This is a genomic window from Nonomuraea sp. NPDC052265, from assembly GCF_044547985.1.
GTDB lineage: Bacteria > Actinomycetota > Actinomycetes > Streptosporangiales > Streptosporangiaceae > Nonomuraea.
On sequence record NZ_JBIUBJ010000021.1, the window covers coordinates 108,977 to 132,817 of the forward strand.

Sequence of the window (23,841 nt, forward strand, 5' to 3'; positions counted from 1 at the left end):
ACCCCAAGTCTATCTTCGACGACCGGAGCACGACTTACGACTGAGCGTCGGCATAAGCCCTCAGACTCGGGCGGTCACGTCGCCAGCGGGAGCCTCAGGACGAAGCGGGCACCGCCCGGATGGTCGGCCACGAAGAGGTCGCCCCCGTAGGCGTGGGCGATCTCGCGGGCGATGGGCAGGCCGAAGCCGGAGCCGCCGGCGTCCAGCGAGCGCGCCTGGTCCTGGCGGTACAGCCGGTGGAAGATCCGCTCCCGCTCCTCGGGCGGGATGCCGGGCCCGTCGTCGATGACCTCCAGGACGGCGTACGGCGGCGCGGCGGCGACCACGAACTCGATCCTGCTGGTGGTGTGGCGCTCGGCGTTGGCCACCAGGTTGGACAGCAGCCGGGCCAGCCGCACCCGCGAGGCGCGGACCACCACGTTCTCCTCCAGCCGGGTGATGACGGACGCGCTCGGCGGATGGGCGTCCAGTTCCTCCACGACCAGGCGGCCGAGGTCGACGAGGTCGGCGCCGGGCGGCGGGGCCGTGTAGAGGCGGGCCAGGGCGAGCAGGTCGCCGACGATGTCGTTGAGCCGCTCGGCGTCCCGGTGCAGGCTGTGCAGGGTCCGGCGGAGGTCGGCGCCGGGGTCGGACAGCGCCTCCTCCAGCTCGGTCAGCAGGCCCGTGATCGGGTTGCGCAGGTCGTGGGCGGCGTCGAAGACGAACCGCTGCTGGTGCTCGATCGTCTCGTGCAGCATCGAGACCTTCTGCTGCTCCTGGCGGTAGGCCTGGTGGAGCAGCGCGTTCGGCTTCAGCGGGCCGGAGACCCGGCCGTCGGTGCGGGCCGGGGCGGCGCGCCGGGCTTCGAGCGAGCCGGTGACGTCCCCGAACACGACGACGATCTCCTTCGCCTCCCCCGACGGGTCGAGCACCGGGGCGTTCGTCAGGCGCCAGTGGCGCTCGTCGTGCGGGTCCCAGTCGTCCCGCAGCAGCGGCACGACGTCGCCGACGCCGGTGCCGGCCACCCGCTCCAGCGACGCGCGCACCTTCGCCGCCCCGGACGCGCTCAGGTCGGCGAGGACCGGGGCCCCGTCCAGCAGGGCGCGGCCGACGACCTCCGCCCGGTCCTGGCCGGTCATCCGCAGGTAGGCGTCGTTGACGGCGAGCACGACCTGGCCGCGCGTGAGCACCATGCAGGGACACGGCAGTGCCTCGAATGCCGCCCGATAGTCGACCGTCGCTCCCATCACCGGGTCCTCCTCAGGCGGCACCTACCCCCACCAGGGCTGTGACATGCAGAAATGCCACAGAGGTGTCATTCTCATTCTCGATAGTGATAACGTCTGAAGCGTGACGACCTCGACAGAGCGCTGGGCCGAACTGGCGCTGCATCCCGTGCGCATCCGCATCCTGCGCGCCGTCGCCGGGGGCCGCCGTACGGCCTCCGACCTGGCGGGCCTGCTGCCCGACGTGCCGCAGGCCACGCTCTACCGGCAGATCGCGACGCTGGCCAAGGGCGGGATGCTGGAAGTGGTCGAGGAGCACAAGGTCGGCGGAGCGACCGAACGGGTGTACGCGGTGCCCGAGGGCGGCCTGACGCCGTCCCCCGAGGCGCTGGCGGGGGCGTCGGCGGAGGACCACGCGCGGTGGTTCACCGCGTTCGCCGGGAGCCTGCTGTCGGAGTTCTCGCGCTATCTCGACCGGGAACGCGTCGATCTGGCCGCCGACGGCGCCGGCTACCAACAGCTGGTGCTGCACCTGGACGACGAGGAGTTCGTCGCCTTCGCCCAGGGGTTCGCCGAGCTGGTGCGGCCCCTGCTGGCGAACGAGCCGGGAGGGGGGCGTACGCCGCGCATGCTGGCGACGGTCCTGCTCCCCCTGAAGGAAGGCTGAGCTGTGGCAACGGTAAACGTCAACGAGGGTCTGGTCACGATCGCCTTCGGCCCGTGGGAGCGGTTCCTCACCGGTCACGGCCGGTACGCGTTCCCGCTCGCGTCCGTGCGGGAGGTGCGGGTCGCCGGGGAGCCGTTGCGCGTCCCGCGCGGCGCCCGGAAGGGGCTGAGCGTGGCGGGCCACGTCAAGATCGGCGTGTGGGGCCTGTTCGGGGGGCGGCGGCAGCTCGTGTCGGTCACCCGCGACGCGCCGGCGGTGCACCTGCTGCTGGACCGCGCCGCGTCCGGCGGGGAGTTCGACGAGGTGGTCGTCTCGGTCCCCGACGCCGGACGGGTCGCCGCCGCCGTACGGGCCGTGGTCGCGTGACCGGAGTCGAGGTCAGCGGCCTGACCAAGCGGTACGGCGAGCTGACCGCCGTCGACGACCTCAGCTTCACGGTCCGGCCGGGGGCGGTCACCGCGTTCCTCGGCCTCAACGGCGCCGGGAAGACCACGACGATGCGCATGATGGTCGGCCACGTCACCCCCACCCGCGGCGGCGTGACGATCGGCGGGCGGCGCTACCGGGACCTCCCGCGCCCGACCACCGTGGTGGGCGCGACGTTCGACGCCGCCTCCTTCCATCCCCGGCATTCGGTCAGGGATCACCTGCGGATCTACGCCGCGATGGGCGCCCATCCCGATCGCCGGGTCGGCGACCTGCTGGGCCTGGTGGGCCTGGCGGGGGCCGCCGGGCGGGCGACCGGCGCCCTGTCCACCGGGATGCGGCAGCGGCTCAACCTGGCCACCGCCCTGCTCGGCGACCCGCGCGTGCTGCTGCTGGACGAGCCGGGCAACGGCCTGGACCCCGAGGGGGCGGCGTGGCTGCGCTCGTTCCTGCGCGGCATGGCCGCCGAGGGCCGTGCGGTCCTGGTCTCCAGTCACGTGCTGGCCGAGGTGGAGCAGGTCGCCGACGACGTGGTGGTCATCGGGCGGGGGCGGCTGCTGGCCGCCGGCCGCCTGCGCGAGTTGTGCGGCGCCGAGCCGGACGTGCTGGTGCGCACCCCCGACGCCGCCGCCCTGCGCGCGGTCCTGGCGTGCGAGGCCGGGCTGGTGGAGATGGCCGGCCCGGATGACCTGCGGGTCCGCGGCCTCGACCCGGCGCGGGTCGCCACCCTGGCCGCGGCCCACGGCCTGCCGGTCCACGGTCTGGCCACCGAACGCCCGACCCTGGAACGGCTCTTCCTCGGCCTCACCGGCGAGGGGACACGGGAGCGAACGGGCGCGAGTCAGGAGGCCGGCGCGCGGCAGCGGGCGGGCGTGAGCGAGAGGGCGGGCGCGTGAGGGGTTTCGTCCGGGCCGAGTTCCGGCGGCTGCTGGCCACGCGGATGTGGTGGGGCATGCCGCTGGTGGCCGTGCTGCTCGGCGGCGGTCTGATCGGGCTGCTGGCCCTGCTCGGGCCGGAGAACTTCGAGCCGCCGATGCCGGGGCTGGACACCGAGGCGGGGGTGCGGGCCGTCCTGGGGTTCCTGGGGTTCACGGCCTTCGTGCCGGCCGCCGTCGGGACGCTCGCCGTGACGTCGGAGTACCGGCACCGCACGGTGAACTTCACGTTCCTGTTCGCGCCGGACCGCTGGCGGGTGCTGGTGGCCAAGCTCGTCGCCTACGCCGTGGCGGGCCTGGCGTACGGGCTGGTCCTGGCCGCCACGGCCGGCGCGGCGCTGTTCGGCGTGGCCGCGGCCCGCGGCGTCGAGCTGGGGCTGCCCGCCGGGACGATCGTCGCGCTGCTGGCCCGGCTGGGCGTGGCGATGGCGGTCTACGTGGTGCTCGGCGTGGGCGTGGGCGCGCTGATCCGCAACCAGGTCGCGGCGTTGTGCGTGGTGATCGGCTACCTGTACGGCGGCGAGCTGGCGCTGATCATGATCCCCGGCGTGCGGGAGCTGTACCCGTGGCTGCCCGGCGGCGCGACCTCGGCGCTGACCGACTTCACCGCCGTGGCCGACGCGCTGGCCGCGCAGTTGTCCAGCGACCCGGTCCGGTTGTTGTCACCGGCCGCCGGGGCGCTGGTGCTGCTGGCGTACGCGGCGCTGGCGAGCGCGGTCGCCGTCCTGAGGCCGCTGCGCCGGGACGTGGCCTGACCGGTGGCCGGGTGAGCCCTGGGCGCGAGGGCCGGGTGTGGTCCGCGCGCCCAGGGCCGGGGATCAGAACAGGCCGCCGAGGAAGTCGTCCAGGCCGCTCTGGTCGATCCAGCGGGTGACACGGGCGCCGGTCTCGGCGATCGTGCCCGTCCGGGTGTTCTCCGGCTCGATCTTCTCCGGTTTGAAGATCTGCTTCTCAGCCTGTCCGGAGCCTTGGGGCCTGGTCAGGCTGGGTGGCGGCGGCCCGTCCGGGTACATCCTGCCGTCGCGGTAGACGGTGTAGGACTGGGTCGGCTGCGTGGTGCCGTCATTGCGGTAGACCTGGCTCGGTCTCGGCTGCGCCGGCTGCCTGCTGGCCTTGGGCGGCGACTGCCGTTGGACCGCCCTGTGGCTGGTCGGCCGGTGCGCCGGTCGCCGTGCGGCCTGGGCGCGCCTGGCCTGGGCCGCCCGGTACCGGTTGCGCGCCCTGGCCGCCTGCGTGGCCCGGCGCTTGGCCGCCGCCTCGGCGGCCTTCCTGCGTGCCTCTCTCCTGGCCGCCGCGGCGGCCCGTCTCTTGGCCGCCGCGGCGGCCGCCTTCCTGGCTTTCTCCGCCGCCTTCTTCCTGGCCGCGGCCAGCGCCTTGCGCTTGGCCGCCGCCGCGGCCTTCTTCTTGGCCGCCTCCAGCGCCTTCTTCCTGGCCAGCGCCGCCGCCCGCCGCTTGGCCGCCGCGATGGCCGCGCGCCGTGCCGCCGCCCGCGCCGCCGCGAGCGCCGCCCGCCGGGCCGCCGCCTGCGCCAGCTTCCTGGCGATGATCCGCGCCGCGATCCGGGCCGCGATGCCGACCGCGATCCAGAACAGCTGGCCGTCCGGGTCGCTCATGCTGACGGGGCTGTTGTTGGCGTAGGCGTAGGCGTTGAGCTGCTGGGGGTCCTCCTCCTCGATGATGGGGTCGACCGACAGGAAGCGGCCGTTCTTCGGGTCGTACTCGCGGGCGCCCAGGTGGACGAGCCCGGTCGTCGGATCCTTGGTCCCGCCGACGAAGGACCGCTGCCCCGGCCACCAGGGCGGCGGCGACCCCCGGTCCTCGCCGAACGGCGTCATCCGCCGTACGGCCAGCTCCCCGGTGCCGCCGTTCACCGCGGCCTGCGCGGTTCCCTGGTGGTCGGCGGCCAGGAAGTAGACCTGGTTGTCGGGCGTGCGGACCGCGATCGGCTCGCCGTTGATCGTGTAGTAGCGGGTCTGCTCGACCGCGTCCTTGGCGAAGTCGAAGCGCAGTTCCATGTCGTCCACGTACAGGGTGGCGTCCGTGGGGGTCTTGCGCAGCAGGCGGTCGCCGTCGGCGTCGTAGAGGAACGACGTCGTCTTGCCGGCCTCGGTGACCGATTCCAGGTTGCCTTCGGCGTCCCAGACGAGGGTCTGGTCGGAGGTGCCGACCTTGCGTCGGGTGGTGTTGCCGGCCTCGTCGTAGGTGAACAGGTCAGCGCCGATGCTCTGCACCGCGTGCGGCTGCTTGCCGCCGGCCGCCGGGTAGACCGAGGTGCGCACGGTCTCGGGCGCGCCGCCCCAGGCGGGCTTGGTCTCCTTGACCCGGTTGCCGGTGGAGTCGTAGGCGTAGTTGACCGCGTACGGGGCCACGCCGCCGATCTTGTCCGAGCTAGGCGTGCCGCTCGCGCAGTCGTCGGTGGCCGTCCACGCCGAGGTCATCCGGCGCAGGTGGTCGTAGGTGAAGCACTGCGTGTCCCGGCCGCCCGCCTTTTCGGCGATCTTGGTGATGTTGCCGGCGGCGTCGTAGGCGTAGTTGAGGTCGAGGTCGGTCGCTGCGGCGCCCTCCCGGTCCAGCCGCATCCTGGTCAGCCTGCGGGTGGACTCGTCATGGGTGTAGGTGAGCCAGGTCTTCCTGCCGCCGGAGCCCAGCTCGTACTGCAGGGTCTCGCCGAGCTTGGAGTAGCGGGTCGCGGTCACGTACGACGACAGCCCGGTGACCTTGGTCGGCTGGCTGAGCTCGTCGTAGGAGTAGACCACCGACTCGGCCTCCAGCCCGCCCCCGGCCGGGAAGCTGACCGACTGCACCTGGTCGTCCAGGGTGTAGCGGGTGTTGAGCACGTACGAGCCGGCCAGCTTGCCCTCCCGCGCGGGGACCGTCACGGTCTCGCGCAGGGTGCGGTAGTCGGAGTCGATGGCGTTGATCTCCGCCTTGTACGCCTGCCCGCCCGCGTACCGGATGGTGGCGTTCATGTGGCCCTTGGCCAGCCCGTCGTACTTCCACTCGGCCAGCAGCGTGCCGGTGGCCGAGCCGTCGCGCAGCTCCTTCTTGCGTCCGAGGTCGTCGTAGACGTACCAGAGGGTCTTGCCGCGCGCGTCGGTGCTGCTGACCAGGTCGTCGGCGTCGTTGTACGTCATCGTGGTGACGCCCTTGTCGGGGTCCTCCGTCTTGATCTCCCGGCCGCGCACGTCGTAGTGGTGGCGCCACACGTTGCCGGCGGAGTCGGTCACCGTGGACAGGCGTCCGGCGGGGTCGTAGGTGTACTTGGTGGACTCGTACGCGCCCGTCGGGGTCGCGCCCTTGTACTGGCGCAGCTCGATGAGCCGGTCGTCGGCGTCGCCGATGCGGGTCGTCGCGGTGCCGCCGGCCGGCGGCGTCACGTTGATGCGGTCGCCCTGCTGGGTGGCCGAGACCCGGTACTTCTCCACGCCCTTGGCCTTGAGGATCTGGGCGTTGACCTCGCCGGCGCCGTCGAAGGTCGACACGACCTGGGTGGGCACGTCGGTGTCGGCGACCGCGAGCAGCTCGGTGGCGGGCGTGCCGGTGGTGAAGTAGCCGGTGTTGGACTTGCTCACCTCGCCGAGCGAGTTGTAGAAGGTGTCGGTGATCGTGCGTCCGTCGCGCAGCTCAGGGTCCTGCGTCTGGTCGTCGCGGGGGGCGGGTTCCTGGGTCTGGCGCTCGCGCATCAGGCCGTCGTACAGCTCGTGGCTGACGGTGTAGCCGCCGTCGGCGCGCAGCGTCTTGGTGGTGACGACGCTGGGGCCGTCGGTGCGCATGGTGTAGGCGTACTCGGTGCTGGGCGACTGGCCGGCGGCCTTGCTGCGGTCCGGCTGCCAGACCTTGACCAGGCGGCCGAGCGCGTCGTGCTCCATGTCGACGCGCCGGCCGTTGGCGTCGATCTCGGCGACGGGCTCGCCCCAGGCGGGCTCGACGAGGGTGCGCTCGACGTGGCCGAGCTGGTTGGTCTCGACGACCTCCGTGGCCGGGGCGCCGGTGGCCGGGCTGTAGGTGATGGTGGACTTCGTCCCGACCGGGTCGGTCTCGCTGGTCTCGCGGCCGTAGACGTCGTAGGTGTGGGTGCTGTCGGTGATCGTCGAGCCGTCGGCCGCGGCGAGCTGCTGGACGGTGGTCACGTCGCCCTTGGTGGGCGCCTGGCCGTAGGCCTTGTCGTCGTACTGGACCCGCTCGTCGGAGATCACCTCGCCGGCGGCCAGGGCCGAGACGGCGGTGCCGCAGCCCGCGGCGACCTTCTGGATCCTGCTGGTGTAGTCGAGCATCCAGGCGGTGTCGTTGCGGGCGTAGGTGTAGCGGGTGCACTGGTCGTCGTCGGCGGTGGCCAGGTCGCCCTTCTCCTCCACCTGGGTGAGCAGGCCCTTGGCGTCGTACGAGCGCTCCTCGCCGGTACGCCGCCACGCGCCGCCCGCCAGCGCGGTGCGGGTCACCATCGACTTGGGCTCGACCGCGTACGCGGTCTTGGTGACGCCGCCCTGCGTGGACTCGGCGGTCTTGAGCGACCACGGCTCCTCGGCGGTCGCGGTCAGCACCGTCCCGCCGTCGCCGTCGTAGAGGATCTCCTCACGTTCGAAGCCGGAGAGCTGGTCGAGGTCGTCCAGCTTGCCGCCCTCGGTGTCGACGACCTGCGCGGTGCGCTTGGAGCCGTCGGCCTGCTTGTCGCCGTGCATGCCGCGGAAGTACCTGAACTCGGTGAGCGTGCGCCTGGTGTCCTGCCCGTCGCCCTCACGGACCCGTACGCGGCCGAACCCGCGCCAGTCCGACCAGGTGCGCTGCTCGGGCTTGACGAGGATGTTGTCGGCGTAGTGCCAGGCCCCGCCGTCGAGGTACTCGTAGTCGGTGACCACGTTGGGCGAGCCGGCGACGCGGTCCACCTCGACGGTCTGGGTGACGACGTACTTGTGGAACCAGTCGGTGACCTCGCCCTCGTCGGGCGGCGCCCAGCGCTGCGGGAAGCACAGCCGGTTGTTCTTGTCGGCCGCGGCCGGCACGTCGCCGGGCTTGCAGTCGGCCGCGGCGTAGTTGATCCGCAGCTCGCCGCCGGTCTCGTTGTTCACGCCCTGCACCCGCCACTTGACCAGCGGCGCGCGTCCCTCGTTGGCGTCCACCCGGTTGGGCAGCTGCACGCCGCTGAAGGTGATCTTCGGCATCGTGAGGGTGCCGCCCACGTGGCCGCTCTGCTGGACCGCGGCCAGCCACAACGACGGGCTCAGGCCGTCGCCGGTGGCGGGGAACTGGTGGGTCAGCGTCCAGGAGTCCACCGGGCTGTACTGGCCGGAGGCGTTCAGGACCTGCGTGGTGACCTTGGCCAGGCGCTTGCGCGAGAAGAACGTCGGCGACAGCCGGTCGGTGCACTTGACCCCGGCGTCGCAGATCTGGTCGAACGGCACGTCCGGCCAGGACGCCGCGGTCTCCTTCTTGAGCTGGTCGGCGGCGCAGGTGACGGTGCCGGAGGGCAGGCAGCGCTCGGCCACGTCGAAGACCACCCGGGCGGCCGGGGACTTGGTGAACAGCTCGTTGCCCAGGTAGCCGTAGTCGATGCGGGTGAGGTACGCGCCGCGCACGTACACGGTGCCCTGCTCGGGCTTCATGCTGCGGCCGTAGTAGTTGTTCTCGTTCTCGTACCAGTACGTGGTGGCGTTGCCGTGGGTGTCGACCGCGTGGTCGAGGTTCCACCGGTAGGCCTGCTGGCACCAGGCGTTGGCCGGGGTGCTGGAGTAGCACGGCTCGCCGCTGTTGTTGCCGAACACGGGCACGGTCTGCACCGACTTGGTCTCCGGCTTGCCGGTCGCCCAGCCGGGCAGGCGGTTCAGGCCGAAGCTGTACTGGGTGCCGTCGGCGGTCGTGACCCGCCAGTACTCGCCGTTGTTGTCGCCGTTCGTGGCGCCGGTGAGGTACTCGATGCGGGTGCCGTCGTCGCGCTTGGGCCGCCACTGCTTGGTGGTGGCGTCCTTGACCAGCTCGACGGCGGAGTTGCCGAGCGACAGGGTCGCGTTGTCCTGGTCCCAGCACAGGTCGCCGGTCTTCTTGCCGTCGATCATGCAGGCCTTGTAGCGGCGTTCGACGTAGCCGCTGGGGTTCAGCTCGAAGCCCTCCCCCACCCAGGACGGCTGGTTGTTGGTGGAGACGGTACGGCCGTCCACGCTCTGGGAGGAGTAGTCGAGCGACAGGTCGGGCTCGTCGCCGCCCAGGGCGGGCGGCGTGCGCAGGCCGTAGGCCCAGGAGAAGTCGCCGGACTGGTTGCCGACGCTCCAGCTCGCCGAGGGGGCAAGGGAGGTGGCGGCGTGGTCGCCCGACGGGCCGGAGGCGGCGGCGGTCACGGCGTACAGGCCGGTGGTCTCGACCTCGGCGGTCAGCGTGCCGGCCTTGGCGTCGTTGTCGCTCTTGACCGGCCGCGGCGCGGCGCAGGCGGTGGCCTTGGCGTCGAGCGCGCACTCGTCGAGCTTGACCATGCGCAGCCGGGCGCCGTAGTCGCCGCCGAAGGCGTAGCGGAAGCCGGAGTAGTCGACCTCCAGGCGGGTCTTCCCGGACGCCTTGGCCGCCGCGACGCCCTGGCCGGGCGACACGCGCATCGCGACGCCGAGCAGGTCGGTCTTGAGCAGCTCGACCTTGACCGGGGTGGCCTCGGCCGCGGCCACGCCCTTGGCGGCGGGGGCCAGCCGCACCGGGAACCCGGCGGCCAGCGTGCTGACGCCGCCGCCCAGCTCGGCCGTCCGCGGCGTGGGCCAGGCGACCGCGGGCGGGGCCTTCCACGCCTGCTCGGCCGCGGGATCGGCGAGCGGCGGCAGGACGGGCACCTTGCCGCCCTTGACCGGCGTCTCCTTCTGCACCGCGGGCGCCTTGCGGGGCGCGGCGGAGGCGGGCATCGCGTACGCCATGGGCGCCAGGAGCACGACCGTGAGCACGGTCGCCAGCCTGCGCGGCCAGGCGCTCTCGGGCTTGGCGCCCTCGAAGCGGTTCCAGTGGGGGTCGGGGGCGTCGGGTTCCTCGGCGGGCTGCTGAAAACGATTCCAGCGGGACTCTGGCAGCTCTAACTCACTGTCCACGGATTCTCCCAGGGAGGGGCTACTGGGCTGCTAGCTGGGCTATCTGCTCGGCGCTGAGCACGCCGTCGTACGTGCGGACGTCGTCCACGGTCCCCGGCCAGTAGCCGGTGAAGACGCCCGCGGTCCTGGTCCGGCCCAGTTGCAGGGGGCCGGTGGCGGTCCAGGTGCTCACGTGGGGGGTGACGGTGGTGGCCGACAGGCGGCCGTTGACGTAGACGCGCAGCTCGCCGGCGAGGGCGTCGTACACGCCGGCGACGTGCGTCCATTCCAGCGGGGCGGGGATGGCGTCGGAGCGGGTGCGGACGAGGGCGGCGGTGTCGGTGTCGGCGGCGGCCATGCCCAGGGCCCACCGCCCCTGTTCCTTGTCGAAGCCGAGCTGGAACCCGGCCGCCCGGGTGCCCGGCTGGGCGACGGCGGCGGTGTCCTTGGCGGGCAGGTAGTCGAGCTGGGTCCAGACTGCGACGGTGAACCCGGAGCCGGTGGCGACCGCGGGCGCGGCGGCCTGGGCGTAGCCGGTGGCGCCGTCGAGGGCGAGGGCGCCGTCCAGCCAGCCGTCGGTCCAGGTGGCGGCGCCGGCCAGGGTGGCGGGCGTGGCGCGGCCCGAGGAGTCGGCGGCCGACAGCCCGCCCTCCTCGTCCAGCTTCCAGTGGCCGACCAGCGTGGCGGCGCTGTTGACCAGGTCGGCGACCTCGTCGGCGAACATGGCGCGGCCGTAGAGCCGCACGTCGTCCACGTCGCCGGGCCACAGGTCGGCCGCCGCGCCGCCGGCCCTGCCGCGGCCGATGGTCAGCGGGCCGGTGGCGTTCCACGGCGCGGGGACGGCGACCGTGGACTCCGGCCGGCCGTTGACGTAGAGGGAGATCTGACCCGCCGCCGAGTCGTAGACCCCGGTCAGGTGGGTCCACTCGTTCAGCCGGGGCGCGGCGGCCGACAGCGCGCGCACGGTCGTCGCGGCGTCGGTGTCGGCGCTGGTCACGGCCAGCGCCCAGCGGTTGTCGGCCTTGCTGTACTGCAGGGAGAACGCGCCGGTCCTGCCGCCCTCCTGGGTGACGGCGGTGGCGGAGGCGGCGGTGCCGGTGAGCCGGACCCAGGCGGTGACGGCGAAGTTGCGGCCGGTGTCGGCGACCGGGCCGCCGGTCTGGGCGTAGGCGTTGGCCAGCCTCAGCGCGCCGCCGGTCCGGCCCGAGGTCCAGGTGGCGCCGTACAGGGTGGCGGGGTGGGTTCCCGCGGTGTCGGCGGCGGTGCCGCCCTGGCCCTCGTCCAGGGGCCAGCGGCCGGCCGGTCCCCGTCCGGCGTTGACGTTGAAGACGTACGTGCGGATCGGGCCGAGTTGCCCGGCGCGGTCCTTGCTGCGCACCGACAGGACGTTCGGGCCGTCGTGGCGCGGGGTGAGCGTGATCGCGGCCGTGCCGTCCTGGGCGGGCGGGACCTCGGTCTTGGGGGTGGTGTCCAGGCCGTAGACGTAGGCGGCGACGTCGCTGACGCCGTTGGGGGCGAAGGCGAACCCGCCGGCCAGGCCGACGCCGTCGCTCCAGGCGTTCTCGGCGAACCGGTCCGAGGACACCTCGGGCTCGCGGCCGGGGGCCGTGGCGTCCACGGTCGCCTCGCACCAGGGGCTCCACGCGCTGTTGGCCTTGCCGTCCTCGGCGCGGACCCGCCAGCGGACCAGCGAGCCGTCGGCGTACAGGCTCTGCGGGACGAGGGCGGAGAAGGCCGTGCCGGTCGAGCCCACGGGGGTCAGGTACTCCCCGGCCTTGGTCCCGTCGGCCCGGTACCACTCGAAGCGGCCCCTGACGGAGTTGTCGACGTCCTTGAGCCGGGCCCAGAGCTTGGGCGTGGGCGTGCTGATGACCGGCCGGCCGTCGCCGGAGACGCACGGGCCGCCCGGGTCGGACCAGGCGTCGGCCGCCACCGGGTCGGCGGGCAGCGAGTTGTACTCGATGACCAGGCTCGGGTTGTTGCGGAACTTCTTCCAGGCGTACTGGTCGGTCTCGCTGGTGGCGCGGAGGCCGACGGTGATGTTGGGCCACTTGTTGGCGGCGGCGTCGGCGACCTGCGAGGTGACGTCGAACTCGACGCCGCCGGGCAGGCAGGCCGAGCCCCAGCCCTTGGCCACGTTCACCGTGGAGAGTTTCTTGACCCACTTGGGCTGGTTGCTCCAGGTGGTGCTCTTGCTGATCGTGTTGGTGGACCACGCCTCGACCTGGCGGGCGCTGCACGAGTACGACCACGTCTCGTACGTCCGCAGCGTGCCCTTGATGATCTGCTTGCCGTGGATCGTGGAGCCGGTGTTCATCTGGAAGAACGAGCGGTTGGTCTGCGAGTTGACGTGCCCGACGCGGGCGACGTCGCTGGAGTTGAGGTAGTTGGAGCTGGGCCAGTTGCTCCACACGGCGGTCCAGGCGCCCCGGGCGGCCGAGAAGTACGGGTCCAGGAACACCGGGTACCGCGTCTTCGGGTCGTTCATCATCGCGCGGTCCGGCCGCAGCCGCAGCTTCCTGCCTTCGAGCGAGACGCCCATCGTGGCCTGGCGGGCCTCGGGCGCGCGGCCCTCCTTGACCGCGGCCTGGCTCGTGGCGCCCGTCGAGTCCCACATCGTGGGGGTGGGCGCGATGAAGATCGTGCCGCCGGTGCGGTCGACCGCCTCCAGGTTGCCCGCCTTGTCGGAGGTGAGCGACAGGCCGCTGACCGACAGCGGGAAGTCCAGGTCGGGCAGCGCGCTCGCGGCGGCCCGCGTCTTGACCACCAGGACGTGCGAGAACCCGTCCACGTCGGCGGTGACCCGCAGGTCCACGCCCGGCAGCACCTCCGGGTAGGTGGCGGTGTCGCCGTCGAGCGTGGGCCTGGGCAGCGTGCCCGGCCAGGCCAGCTCCAGGGCCTTGCCACCGCGGGACAGGCGGGCGAGCGGCCCGCCGCCCCCGCCGGAGAAGGTCAGCCCGGCCGCCGTGGCCACCGGCTCCACCGCGCCGTCGGGGCGCAGGCGCAGCGTGGTGTCCACGGGCACCCAGCCGGTGGCCTGGCGGACGCGGACGGGGCGGGCGTGCAGTTCGAGGGCGAAGGTGCCGTCCGGGCGGGCGAAGACCTGGCGGGTCTCGCTGCGCATCGACTCGATCTCGACCGGCTTGCCGGTACGCCTGGCCAGCGTGGTCGCGGCCGTCTCCGACGTGGGGGGCGCGCTCGCCGCCGGAGGCGCGCCTGCCTCCGGCGGCTCCGCGCCGGCGGGCGGCACCGCCGGGATCGTGAACGCCAAGACGGCCGCGACCAGCCCACGCACAACCCGCATCGGTCCTCGCATGTCGACCAGAGGTCCGCGCGGGACCAGGCGATCTTCGATTGACGAACGGATTGTCACCCGCGTAATGCCATACGTCTAGATCTTCTGGCGAATTTCGCCACAAGTTGAGACATCTCTGGAAGGAACTGCCGCCGGCCGTCGCCGGAACCCGTCACCGGGGCGTCCCGGGGGCGCTTTTGTCCTAGCCCCGGGCCCAGGCGGTGGCCGACCAGGTCAGCGCGTGCGTGGCGGCGGTCTTGCGGAGCAGCTTGAGGAGGACGACCTGGTGGTCCCCGGTGACGACGCACAGGCCCATCCCCACCCGCATGTGGGCGAAGGTCAGCGAGGAGCCCAGCGGGTTCAGGTTCACGGCGTCCACGCAGGCGGACGGGTCCGGGGAGCCGTCGAAGAGGGCCTGCTGGCCGGTGACGTCCCAGACGGTGAGCTGAGACCCGCACCGGAGCCGCCGGCCCCCGCGGCGGCGCGTACGCGTGCAACGTGGAGGCCACCGCCGGGGGCAACCAGGGACCGGCCGCCCCGCCGCCACGTGCCCCCGCGAGCGCGGCGATCTCCGCCGGGGCGGGCCGGTCGGCCGGGTCGCGGCTGAGGCAGCGGGCCAGTGGGCCGTGCAGGGCGGGCGGGCATCCTCCCAGGTCGGGGTCCTCGTTGGTGATGCGGTAGAAGAGCACGTCGGCCGGGCCCTCGCCGAACGCGGGCCGTCCCGTGGCGGCGAAGACGGCGAGCTGGCCCAGCGCGAACACGTCCGTGGCCGAGGTGACCCGCCCTCCCCCAGCCGGGCGCGGAGCGGGTACCCGGCCACCGACGCCGGGTCGTCCGGGGAGAGGGGAGGGAACTTCGTGGCCATCGGGACTCCAGGGTCGGTACGGGTGTCGTCCGCGTGGACCCGGGGGCGGCCGATCGAGCCCGCCCCGGCATGTCGCGTGGGGTCATTGTCGGCCCGGTGGGGGGTGCGGCGCCTGTCCCGTATTCGTCCCACATCGTTTGTGGTGCGGGGGCTGGCGGCGGTCAGCGGACGGCGGTGGCCTCCTCGACGAGCGCCACGGCGGCGCGCGGGTCGGCGACCTCGATCACGAGCCGGGCGTAACGCTCGTCGGCCAGCTCGATGACCACGGCCTTGGCGGCGTCGTGCACGTCCCAGAAGACCTTCTCGCCGTTGAGGTGGAAGGTGCCGGCCGTGATGACGCCGGGGAGGTGGGCGCCGGGCGCGCGCAGCCCCTTGGGGTCGCCGACGATCCCCGGGTCGGCGGTGGCGCCGCGGACGTTGGCCAGCGGGATGACCAGCCGGCTCTTCAGCGCCCACAGCTTGTCCAGGCCCTCGATCTCCACGACCAGTGCCTGTCCCTCAATGCTGATCTTCGCCATGTCGTGCTCCTCAGGTGTGGTGGGTGAGCCGGCGGGCCAGAGCGGCGCCGGCGTGGTCGATGTCGGTGCCCGCGGTCCCCGCCCTGGCCCGCATCCGCAGGCCGAGGACGGCCGCGGTGACCGCGAAGGCCAGGTCGTCCGCCGCGCTCGCGGCGGGGTCCAGCGGGCCGGCCGCCGTCCTGGCGGCCTGGTCGAACGCGGCGAGCACGGCGGTGAGCTGGTCGGCGACCTCGCGGTCCACCGGCGCGCGTTCGACCGCGGCCAGCAGCAGCAGGTTGAGGCCGACCTCGGCGGCGGGCTCACCGGCGGCGACGCGCAGCGCCTCCGCCAGGTCGCCCGCCTGGGCGATGCGGTCGATCAGGGGGGTGATGTCGTGCTCCAGGGACCAGCGCAGCGCGGCCTGGTAGAGGCCGCGTTTGCTGCCGAAGGTCTTGTACAGGCTGTTGCGGTGGACGCCGAGGTGGGTCACCAGTTCGTCCATGGAGATGCCGTCGTAGGACCGGGTCGAGAACAGCTCTGCCGCCGCCCGCACCACGGTGGTCTCGTCGAAACCTCTTGGTCGTCCCATGGCTCGACCATAGAGCATTAAGGAACGGTCAGTCAAGAACACCCATTCCTAAACTCCACCCGACCGGCGTGCGCCCGGTTCGGCGAGCTCGGCCCTCCGACTGGACGCGGGCGGCAAGGGTGACACCCCGGGCCGAACGGCTCGCCGCCGTCAAGGCGTTCGAGTGGTCGGCGTGCACTGAGCCCTCGCCATCCGGCGGAAGGCGCTCAGGCGGTCTTCCGGACGCGTGAGGTCTCGGCGGAGAGCGGTGCGCCGTCCTGGCCGAGCGGGTGCAGCCGGGGCAGTTCCAGTCCCTGGCCGTCGACCAGGACGGAGTGCGGCTCGTCCGGGGCGAAGGCGTGGCGCTCCCCCCATTGGCGGAGGGCGACGACGGCCGTAAAGAGGTCCTGCCCGGCGTCGGTGAGCCGGTAGGCGTGCCGCCTGCCGTCGGCGGCGGCGCGCCGGTCGAGGATGCCGTGCTCGACCAGCTTGCGCAGCCGGTCGGTGAGGATGTTGCGGGCGATCCCGAGCCGCTGGTGGAACTCGGTGAAGGTGGTCGCGCCGTCCATCGCGTCGCGGACGATCAGCAGGCTCCACCGGTCGCCCACCAGGTCGACGGCCCGTGCGACCGGGCACGCCGGGTCGGTCCAGGCGCTTCCCGCAGCGAGTGTGACGTCCACCGGCCCCTCCCAGGTCAGTTGCAATCTGAAACCATTATGTCCTAACCTCCGATCGGTTGCATATTGAAACTTGTCGGGGAGTGACGTGTCATCAGGAATGACCGGAAGGCAACGGATCGTGCTCGCGCTGGTGTGCGCGGTGGCCGTGTCGCCCGTCTACGGCATCCAGCCCGTCCTCCAGGCCGCGGGCCGGGACCTCGGGCTGGCGGACGGCTCACTGGGATGGCTGGTCGCCGCCGGGCAGATCGGCTATCTGGCCGGGCTGGTGCTGCTGGTCCCGCTCGGCGACCTGTTCGACCGGCGCCGGCTCATCACGGCCCACCTGCTGCTCACGGCGGCGGGCGCCGGGGTGGCCGCCGCCGCGCCCGGCGCCGGCCCGGTGATCGCGGGGCTGGCCCTGGCCGGGCTGTTCGCGGTGGTCGTCCAGATCACGGTGGCCTACGTCGCCGCCGTCTCGCCGCCCGGCGAACGCGGCCGCAACATCGGCACGGTGACCTCGGGCGTGGTCGCCGGGATCCTCGCCGTCCGGGTGGTCGCGGGCCTGCTGGGCGAGCTGGCCGACTGGCGCATGGTCTACCTGGTCATCGCCGTGCTGTGCGTGCTGCTCGCGATCGCCGCCCGCGTCACCCTCGACGCCGACGTCCCGCGCCCCCGGGACTCCTACGGCCGACTGCTGGCCTCGCTGGGCCGGCTGGTGGCCGGTGACCGGCTCCTGCTGACCCGGGGGCTGGTCGCGTTCTTCCTGTTCGCCTCCTTCGGCACGTTGTGGAGCGGGCTGGCGCTCCCCCTCGGCGCCGCGCCGTGGCACCTGGGCACCACCGAGATCGGACTGTTCGGGCTCGCCGGTCTCACCGGGGCGCTGGGCGCGGCCCGGGCCGGCCGTTGGGCCGACCGGGGCCTGGCCTCCTCGGTCACCGGCTGGTCGCTGGCGCTGCTCGCGGGCTCGTGGCTGCTGATCGCCCAGGCGGGGTCGTCGTTGTGGCTGCTGATCGTCGGCGTCATCGTGCTGGACTTCGCCGTGCAGGCCGTTCACGTCAGCAGCCAGCACCTGCTCACCAGCGCGCGTCCCGACCGGAGCAGCGGTGTCATCGGCGCGTACATGGCCTGCTACTCCCTCGGCTCCGCGCTCGGCGCGATCACCACCACCTGGGCCTACAGCGTCGCCGGATGGCCGGGCGCCTGCCTGCTCGGCGCGGCCTACGCCCTGCTCGGGCTCCTCGTCGCCGTCTCGACCCGGCGGCTCACCGCCCCGGCGCGGGCGCGCGCGTCCGCCTCGGCCTGAACGGGCTCAGGCGAGGTCGAGGATCGGTACGAGCTGCTCCTCCTCGTACGTCAGGTGCGCTTCGAGCTCGTCGGTCAGCCGCTCGATCTCCGCGCGCACCCGCACCGGGTCGTCACCCGACAGGGCCTCCTTCAGCTCCGCCACGAGCACGCCGACGCGCTCGTGCTCTTCGGCCAGCCGCTCGATGACCGGGGCGAGCGAGGGGTGCCGCTCGGCCAGCGCCGGGAACATCATCGTGTCCTCGCCGGTGTGGTGGTGGTGCAGCCCCTGGCACACGGTCAGGCAGTTGATCCGCAGCTGCACGCCCAGGCCGGGGCGGCCGGTGGCGGTCAGCTCCCTGCGGATCAGCGCGAGCTCGCGCCGGAAGCCCTCGTGCACCAGCCTGAGGTACGCCCCGCCGGAAGGCGCGCTCGACCGGGGCGGCCCCGGCACGATCTTCAGCGCGACGACCGGGATGATCCGGGTCGTCTTGCTCTGGTAGCCGGCCCAGCCGGGGTCGCTCTCCACGGCGCGCGCGAAGGCGGCGTCCCGCTCGGCCCCTTCCAGGATCTCCGCCTCGACGTCGAAGACGAAGACGCCGCTCTCGACGGTGGCGCGGGGCTCGGCCCGCAGGTTGTGGTACCAGGCGGGGTTTCGCGGCGCTCCTCCGGCGGAGGCGATGACCAGCATGCGCTCGCCGCCGTCGGGCAGGTAGCCGAGCGGGGTCGTGTGCGGCCTGCCCGAACGGGCGCCGGTCGTGGTGAGCAGGAGCAGTCTCGCTCCCTCGAAATAGCCGCCGACCTGGCCGTTGTTGGCGCGGAACTCGTCGATGACCTGCTTGTTGAAATCCACTCTTCTCCATGGGTGATGGTCTCTGCTCTGACGTGCTGAGAGGGAGAAGAGGAAACGGCGGGCCGCGCGCCCGCCGGGCGATCACGCCAGGGCCGGGCTGCTCTCTGGTGCGTGGCCCAAGGCCGACCCGGCAGTCACGGGGGCGACGCTACTTCATCAAGATATTTTTCGCAAAGCAGTCATGTCGCAGCCCTTCCGGCCGATGCGCGGTGGGGTCCGGCGCCGGACCCCACCACCTCTCCGGGAGGCGTCCGCCGCGGTTACTCGGCGTACGGCTGGTCCTCGCCCTGGGCGCTGTATCCCAGGCTCCAGACGTAGCCGTCGGGGTCGGCGAAGGTGCCGCCGTAACCGCCCCACGGCAGGGCGCCGGCGGGCTTGAGGATCGTGGCGCCGGCCTTCTCGGCCTCGTCCATGATCTCGTCGACCCGTGCCTCGCTGCGGACGACGTACGTGAGGACAACCCCACTGAAACCGCTACCTTCCGGAGTCACCCCGACCAGACCGGCCAGACCTTCGCGGCCGTAGAAGCCGACGGGCGAGGCGCCGTCCGACTCGAAGAACACCGAGATGCCGTAGTCGTTCTGGATCTTCCAGCCGAGTCCCTCGGTGTAGAACCGCTTGGCCCGGTCCATGTCCTCGACGGCGAGCAGGATCGAGCTGACGTGCGCTTTCATGCCTTTTCTCCTTGGTGCTGCAGACGTTCCGAATAGGAAAGCCACGCTACGGAAGGCCCCCCGCCGGGCGCTTCTCGATTCCTGACCGGTTGATCCACGGGCCCCGCACAACGATTTGACGAGCACCCGCCCACTGTACGAGGATCCCGAACTGTACGTTTTTTACGAACAATCGTATGAAGGTGCACATGCGACGCCGACCCGGTCTGATCCTCGCCCTGCCGGCCCTCTCCCAGGGGCCGCCGGTTCGACGTCCCGGGCGCGGTGCTGGCCACCGGCGGCGTCAGCCTGCTCGCCGGGACCGTCGGCGGAGCGGCGGGCACCGCGCTGCTGGCGACGGGGATCAGCGCCGACGGCTCGTACTGGGGCGTGCTGCCCGGCATCGTCGTGGCGGGCGTCAGCCAGGGCCTCACCTGGACCGGGATGTGGATCGCTGCTCGGGACCGTCGTCGCCCTCACCTTCGCCAGGCACCGCGCCACCGCCCCGCTCCCGGCCTGACCGCCTGCGCCGGCCCGCTCCCCCGCCCGCGCGCTCACCCCTGGCGGACGCGGTCGTAGAGCAGGCAGATCGCGCCCGAGTCCGTGGTGGACAGGTCGGTGAGCGACCAGAAGGAGCCGAAGCCCTCGTAGTTCTTCCGGCCGAGCAGGGCGGTGGTGGCGGCGCCCGTCACCCGGATCATGTGGTCGCGGGCGCCGTCGCTGAGGGCGTGCGGGACGATCCAGCTCATGTCGTACTCGCCGCCCTGGCCGCTGACCCGGCCGTCGAGGGACAGCGCGATGCGCGGCGGTCGCCTACGCCACCCGCGCGCGCGGGCCGCGCCGCCGGCCCGGGTCGGGGTGGGAGAGCCTGACCCCGGCCGAGCGGTCGGTGGCCGGGCTCGCCGCCGAAGGGCTGTCCAACCCGGAGATCGCCGCCCGGCTGTTCGTCAGCCGGGGCACGGTCAAGACCGACCTGGCGCACGTCTACGCCAAGCTCCAGGTCGCCAACCGCACCGAACTCGCCCGCGCGACGGCCGAACACTCGGCGCGGCCTGAGGGGGTGGCCGTCAGGGGGCCGGGGTGAGGTCGCGGCGGATGGCCTGGCCCGCCGCCCGGTGCTCGGCCGCCGCGGCCGGGTCGGTCTCGTCGAGCACGGCCGCGATGCCCTCGTGGGCCAGGACCTCCTTGTGCCGCGCGCCCACCTTGGGGGCCAGTTCGAGAGCCTGGCGGTGCAGGCGCAGCGCCTCCTCGGGCATTCCGGCCAGGCGGCAGGTCTCGCCGTAGCCGTAGAGGAAGTGCACCTTCCAGTGCTCCTCGAACAGCTCGTCCAGGAGCGCGAACGCCTGCCGGTGGCTGTCCAGCGCCTCCTCGTAGCGGCCCGTCTGGCGCAGGGCGACGCCCAGGCAGTTGAGGCACCACGCCTCGTTGTGCTGGTGGCCGTCCTCGCGGGCCAGCTCCAGGGCCTGGCGCAGGTGCCGCGCGGCCTCGTCGGGCTGCTCGTGGACGATGGCCATGCCGAGGGTGATCCGGGCGGTCAGCGTGGCCGGCCAGCCGGGCTCGCCGTGCGTCAGGTCCAGCACCTCGCGGGCCAGCCGGGCCGCCTCCTCACGGCGTCCCAGTTGCAGCATCGCCCATGCCTCGTCGGCCGCGGCGTGGGCCGCGCCCATCGGGCAGCCGGCGTCGTCGTACAGCCGGGCCGCCTGCCGGAAGAGGTCGAGCGGCTCCTCGACGTGGCCCTCGTCCCAGCTCAGGTAGCCGCGGCGCATCATCAGGTCCGCCGCGGAGCGGGTGTCGCCGGCCTGGGACACCAGGGGCGCCGCCGCCTCGTACGCGGCTCCGGCCTCGGCCATGCGGCCCGCGTTGTAGCGGGCGAAGCCCAGGTCGCTGTGCGCCTCGGCGAGCTGCCACGGGTCTCCCAGCCGTTCGGCGGCCGCCAGCGAGCGTTCGAAGAGCACGTTGAGGTGGGTCGTGCCGCAGCGCCGGGCGAAGAACGTGCGCATGAAGCGGGGCAGCTCGCACGCGTGCGCGTCGGCCCCGATGGCGACCGCCACCTCGAAGGCGCCCATCAGGTTGGTGTACTCCGCGACGAACCAGCCCAGAGCAGCGTGCTTGCTGCCGAACGCCGGCAGATCGGCCGGAGGGCTGCCCGCCGACGCGGTACGGCTGCCCGACTCGTACGGCATCGCGGCGTCGGCGGCGGCTGCCGCGTGCACGTAGTAGTCGAGTACCCGGCCCAGCGCCTGCTCCCGCTCGGCCGGCGAGTCCTGCTCCTCGGCGGCCCGGCGCGCGTGCTGGTGGACGAGGTCGTGCAGCGTGTACCGGCCGGGCGAGGGCTGCTGGACGAGATGGGCGTCGAGCAGGTCCTCCAGCATCGCCCGCGCGCTGCGCAGCGGCACGCCGGCCAGCGCGGCGGCCACGTAGTCGTCGAAGGAGGACCCGGACAGCAGGCCCAGCAGCCGGAACAGGCGGCGCTGGGCCCGGTCGAGCTGCCGTACGGACATGGCGAAGGCGGTGTCGAACTCGCTCGGCCCCTCGGCCATGCGCTCGACGAGGATGCCGGCGGTCCAGCCGGGCCGGTGCCGCAGCCGGGCCCCGGCCAGCCGCAGGGCCAGCGGCAGGTGGCCGCACAGCCGCAGCACCTCGGCCGCCGCCTCCGGGTCGCGGGCCAGCCGCCCGTCGGGCCCGCCGGGCTCGCCGCTGGCGCGGGCCAGCAGTTGCGCGCTCTCCTGCGGGGTGAGCACGTCCAGCGAGACGGGCGGTACCTCCTCCAGGCCCAGCAGCCGGTTGCGGCTGGTGATCAGCGCGACGGACTCGCCCGCGCCGGGCAGCAGCATGCGCACCTGGTCGGCGCTCGCGGCGTTGTCGAGGACCACGACGGCCCGCCGCCCGGCCAGCTCCGCCCGCCAGCACGCGGCCAGCGGCTCGATGCCGCCCTCCTGCGGGATCTTCTCCGAGGGGACGTCGAGCGCGGCGAGCAGGGTCCGCAGCGCGGGGTCGGGGTCGAGCGGTTCGCGCCCGTCGGTGAACCCGTGCAGGTCCAGGTAGAGCTGGGCGTCGGGGTAGTCGGCGGCGAGCCGGTGGGCGGCGTGCACGGCCAGGCAGGTCTTGCCGACGCCGGCCATGCCGTCCACGGCGACCACCCGGCTCTCGGCGACCGCGGCGAGCACGGCGTCGAGCTGGGCCTCGCGCCCGGTGAAGTCCGGCACGTCACGCGGCAGGTCGTTGCGCGGCGGACGGGGAGCGCCGGCGGGCGGCGAGGGCGGCTGGACCTGGCGGCTCGCCTTCGGGGGCGCGGGCAGGGGGTTGGCCGCCCGTTCCCACAGGGGACGCAGCGGGCGGGGGTCGCGCTTGACCAGGCGGCACAGCTCGATCACCGCGGCCCACGGCGGCACCGACTGGCCGCTGAGGTAGCGCGACAGCGACGACGAGCTGAGGCCCGTCTCGCGGGCGAGGGCCCGTACGCCGTGCCCGGAGAGCTCCTGGAGCAGGCGTAGCCGGGTGGCCAGTTCGTCCTGGGGGTCCGCGGTCTGCTGTCGTGCCACCTGTTTCCTGCCTCTCTGTCCCGTCGGGGAAGAAACTTACCGGGACGAATCGCCGCAGGCCAACGGCATTCCGGCTGTCCCACGGTGTCCCACGGGCATCGTCGTGGCGCGCCCGCTCGGCTGAGATGGAGTCACGCCCCAAGGACGGGGCGCCGACCAGGAGAAGCTCACCGAAAAGGGAGAACCACCATGCAGTCTCGGATGAAGAACCCGGCCTTCGTACTGTCCGGCGCGATGCAGCCCATCCAGGAGCTGTTCAAGGCGGTGCACTCCGGCGGGGTGGACGCCCAGACGCTGGAGCTGGTGCACCTGCGGGTCAGCCAGATCAACGGGTGCAGCGCCTGCGTCGACGCGGGCGTCAAGACCGGGCGCAAGGCCGGGGTGAGCGAGGAGCGGCTGGCCACGGTCGTCGCCTGGCGGGAGGCCCCGTACTTCAGCGAGGAGGAGCGGGCGGCGCTGGAGCTGGCCGAGGCCGCCACACGGCTGGCCGACCGGGCCGACGCGGTCAGCGACGAGGTCTGGGACAGGGCCGCCACCTACTACGACGAGAAGCAGCTCGCCGCGATCGTGCTGATGATCGGCGTGACCAACCTGTTCAACCGGCTCAACGCCACCACCCGGCAGATCGCCGGCGCGTGGGGCTGAGCCACACCGCCCCACAAAACGGTCAGTACTAGCATTCACCCCACACAGAAGGAGATTTCACCATGAGCACCACCAAGAAGACCGCCGCGACCGGCAAGGGTTTCGAGGGCTTCAGCGAGGACGAGCGCGCGGCCATGAAGGCGCACGCCGGCGAGCTGAAGAAGGCCGCGCGGCGCGGTGGGAAGGCGTCGGCGGCCGACGGCGAGCGCGACGTGCTGGAGAAGATCGCCGAGATGGCCGAGGACGACCGCGTGCTGGCCGAGGCGGTGCACGCCGTCATCAGGGCCGCCGCGCCGGACCTGACCCCGAAGACCTGGTACGGGATGCCGGCCTACGCCAAGGACGGCAGCGTCGTGTGCTTCTTCAAGCCCGCCGCGAAGTTCAAGTCCCGGTACGCCACCCTCGACTTCAACGACGGGGCGACCCTTGAGGACGGCGCCATGTGGCCGAGCGCCTTCGCGCTGAAGGAGCTGACCCCCGACGCCGAGGCGCGCATCGCCGCCCTCGTGAAGCAGGCCGCGGGCTGAGAGCCCCCGGGAACCCGCCGGTCCTGCTCCACCGCGGCGTGCCGGACCCTTCTCCGGCCCGGCACGCCGCAGTGGAGCACGGGACCGTCAGACCTCTTCCACGCTGCTCGGCTCACGCCGGGACAGATCGATACCGAGTTCCTCCGCCGCGCGGAAGACGTCCTCGTCGGTGTCGCGCATCTCGATGGA

The 23,841-nt window shown here is 73.0% G+C and carries 20 protein-coding genes; 9 read left to right on the forward strand and 11 right to left on the reverse strand.

Annotated elements, in window-relative coordinates:
- Nucleotides 1–74 precede the first annotated feature (74 nt).
- Nucleotides 75–1,226, reverse strand: coding sequence for a sensor histidine kinase (locus ACIHAD_RS39890; RefSeq protein ID WP_397359996.1), 1,152 nt, complete (start codon nucleotides 1,224–1,226; stop codon nucleotides 75–77).
- Between the two features lie 103 nt (nucleotides 1,227–1,329).
- On the opposite strand from ACIHAD_RS39890, the gene ACIHAD_RS39895 reads away from it, so the two are divergent.
- From ACIHAD_RS39895 to ACIHAD_RS39910, 4 genes are read left to right on the forward strand one after another with little or no spacing between them, the layout of a single operon-like run.
- Entirely contained in the window at nucleotides 1,330–1,872 is a 543-nt protein-coding gene (locus tag ACIHAD_RS39895) for a helix-turn-helix domain-containing protein (protein WP_397359972.1), read from the forward strand.
- Between the two features lie 3 nt (nucleotides 1,873–1,875).
- Nucleotides 1,876–2,238, forward strand: a complete 363-nt coding sequence (locus tag ACIHAD_RS39900; protein WP_397359973.1) for a hypothetical protein — start codon at nucleotides 1,876–1,878, stop codon at nucleotides 2,236–2,238.
- Nucleotides 2,235–3,194 carry an ABC transporter ATP-binding protein gene (locus ACIHAD_RS39905; RefSeq protein ID WP_397359974.1) on the forward strand — a complete coding sequence of 320 codons (960 nt, stop codon included), beginning with the start codon at nucleotides 2,235–2,237 and terminating at the stop codon, nucleotides 3,192–3,194. Before ACIHAD_RS39900 ends, ACIHAD_RS39905 begins: the two co-directional genes overlap by 4 nt.
- A complete protein-coding gene (locus tag ACIHAD_RS39910) occupies nucleotides 3,191–3,988 on the forward strand; it encodes an ABC transporter permease (RefSeq protein WP_397359975.1) in 798 nt (265 codons plus the stop codon). Before ACIHAD_RS39905 ends, ACIHAD_RS39910 begins: the two co-directional genes overlap by 4 nt.
- Before the next feature lie 63 nt (nucleotides 3,989–4,051).
- Here ACIHAD_RS39910 and ACIHAD_RS39915 read toward each other — a convergent pair whose 3' ends face one another.
- From ACIHAD_RS39915 to ACIHAD_RS39940, 6 genes are all read right to left on the reverse strand, one after another.
- On the reverse strand, nucleotides 4,052–10,288 hold the full coding sequence (locus tag ACIHAD_RS39915) for an RHS repeat-associated core domain-containing protein (RefSeq protein WP_397359976.1): 6,237 nt from the start codon (nucleotides 10,286–10,288) through the stop codon (nucleotides 4,052–4,054).
- Nucleotides 10,289–10,307: 19 nt separating this feature from the next.
- Nucleotides 10,308–13,571, reverse strand: a complete 3,264-nt coding sequence (locus ACIHAD_RS39920) for a LamG-like jellyroll fold domain-containing protein (protein WP_397359977.1) — start codon at nucleotides 13,569–13,571, stop codon at nucleotides 10,308–10,310.
- Nucleotides 13,572–13,764: 193 nt separating this feature from the next.
- Nucleotides 13,765–13,932, reverse strand: coding sequence for a hypothetical protein (locus ACIHAD_RS39925; protein ID WP_397359978.1), 168 nt, complete (start codon nucleotides 13,930–13,932; stop codon nucleotides 13,765–13,767).
- A 656-nt stretch (nucleotides 13,933–14,588) separates the two neighbouring features.
- Nucleotides 14,589–14,945: a hypothetical protein gene (locus tag ACIHAD_RS39930; RefSeq protein WP_397359979.1), complete on the reverse strand. Its 357-nt coding sequence runs from the start codon at nucleotides 14,943–14,945 to the stop codon at nucleotides 14,589–14,591.
- Nucleotides 14,946–14,955: 10 nt separating this feature from the next.
- A complete protein-coding gene (locus tag ACIHAD_RS39935) occupies nucleotides 14,956–15,513 on the reverse strand; it encodes a TetR/AcrR family transcriptional regulator (protein WP_397359980.1) in 558 nt (185 codons plus the stop codon).
- 206 nt (nucleotides 15,514–15,719) lie between these two features.
- Entirely contained in the window at nucleotides 15,720–16,172 is a 453-nt protein-coding gene (locus ACIHAD_RS39940; protein ID WP_397359982.1) for a winged helix-turn-helix transcriptional regulator, read from the reverse strand.
- 97 nt (nucleotides 16,173–16,269) lie between these two features.
- On the opposite strand from ACIHAD_RS39940, the gene ACIHAD_RS39945 reads away from it, so the two are divergent.
- A complete protein-coding gene (locus ACIHAD_RS39945) occupies nucleotides 16,270–17,454 on the forward strand; it encodes an MFS transporter (protein ID WP_397359983.1) in 1,185 nt (394 codons plus the stop codon).
- 6 nt (nucleotides 17,455–17,460) lie between these two features.
- On the opposite strand, the gene ACIHAD_RS39950 is transcribed toward ACIHAD_RS39945, so the two are convergent.
- Nucleotides 17,461–18,285, reverse strand: coding sequence for a nitroreductase/quinone reductase family protein (locus ACIHAD_RS39950; protein WP_397359985.1), 825 nt, complete (start codon nucleotides 18,283–18,285; stop codon nucleotides 17,461–17,463).
- A gap of 260 nt (nucleotides 18,286–18,545) precedes the next feature.
- On the reverse strand, nucleotides 18,546–18,959 hold the full coding sequence (locus ACIHAD_RS39955; protein WP_397359986.1) for a VOC family protein: 414 nt from the start codon (nucleotides 18,957–18,959) through the stop codon (nucleotides 18,546–18,548).
- A 264-nt stretch (nucleotides 18,960–19,223) separates the two neighbouring features.
- Between ACIHAD_RS39955 and ACIHAD_RS39960 the strand changes: the two genes are divergently transcribed.
- Nucleotides 19,224–19,517 carry a hypothetical protein gene (locus tag ACIHAD_RS39960; protein ID WP_397359987.1) on the forward strand — a complete coding sequence of 98 codons (294 nt, stop codon included), beginning with the start codon at nucleotides 19,224–19,226 and terminating at the stop codon, nucleotides 19,515–19,517.
- On the opposite strand, the gene ACIHAD_RS39965 is transcribed toward ACIHAD_RS39960, so the two are convergent.
- A complete protein-coding gene (locus tag ACIHAD_RS39965; RefSeq protein ID WP_397359988.1) occupies nucleotides 19,493–19,687 on the reverse strand; it encodes a hypothetical protein in 195 nt (64 codons plus the stop codon). The two genes, ACIHAD_RS39960 and ACIHAD_RS39965, sit on opposite strands and share 25 nt — an antisense overlap.
- A 119-nt stretch (nucleotides 19,688–19,806) precedes the next feature.
- On the opposite strand from ACIHAD_RS39965, the gene ACIHAD_RS39970 reads away from it, so the two are divergent.
- Nucleotides 19,807–20,022, forward strand: coding sequence for a response regulator transcription factor (locus ACIHAD_RS39970; RefSeq protein WP_397359997.1), 216 nt, complete (start codon nucleotides 19,807–19,809; stop codon nucleotides 20,020–20,022).
- Here ACIHAD_RS39970 and ACIHAD_RS39975 read toward each other — a convergent pair.
- A complete protein-coding gene (locus ACIHAD_RS39975) occupies nucleotides 20,006–22,480 on the reverse strand; it encodes a tetratricopeptide repeat protein (protein ID WP_397359989.1) in 2,475 nt (824 codons plus the stop codon). The genes ACIHAD_RS39970 and ACIHAD_RS39975 overlap by 17 nt on opposite strands.
- Before the next feature lie 189 nt (nucleotides 22,481–22,669).
- On the opposite strand from ACIHAD_RS39975, the gene ACIHAD_RS39980 reads away from it, so the two are divergent.
- Entirely contained in the window at nucleotides 22,670–23,125 is a 456-nt protein-coding gene (locus ACIHAD_RS39980; protein WP_397359990.1) for a carboxymuconolactone decarboxylase family protein, read from the forward strand.
- 62 nt (nucleotides 23,126–23,187) lie between these two features.
- Entirely contained in the window at nucleotides 23,188–23,652 is a 465-nt protein-coding gene (locus tag ACIHAD_RS39985; RefSeq protein ID WP_397359991.1) for an iron chaperone, read from the forward strand.
- Nucleotides 23,653–23,841 lie beyond the last annotated feature (189 nt).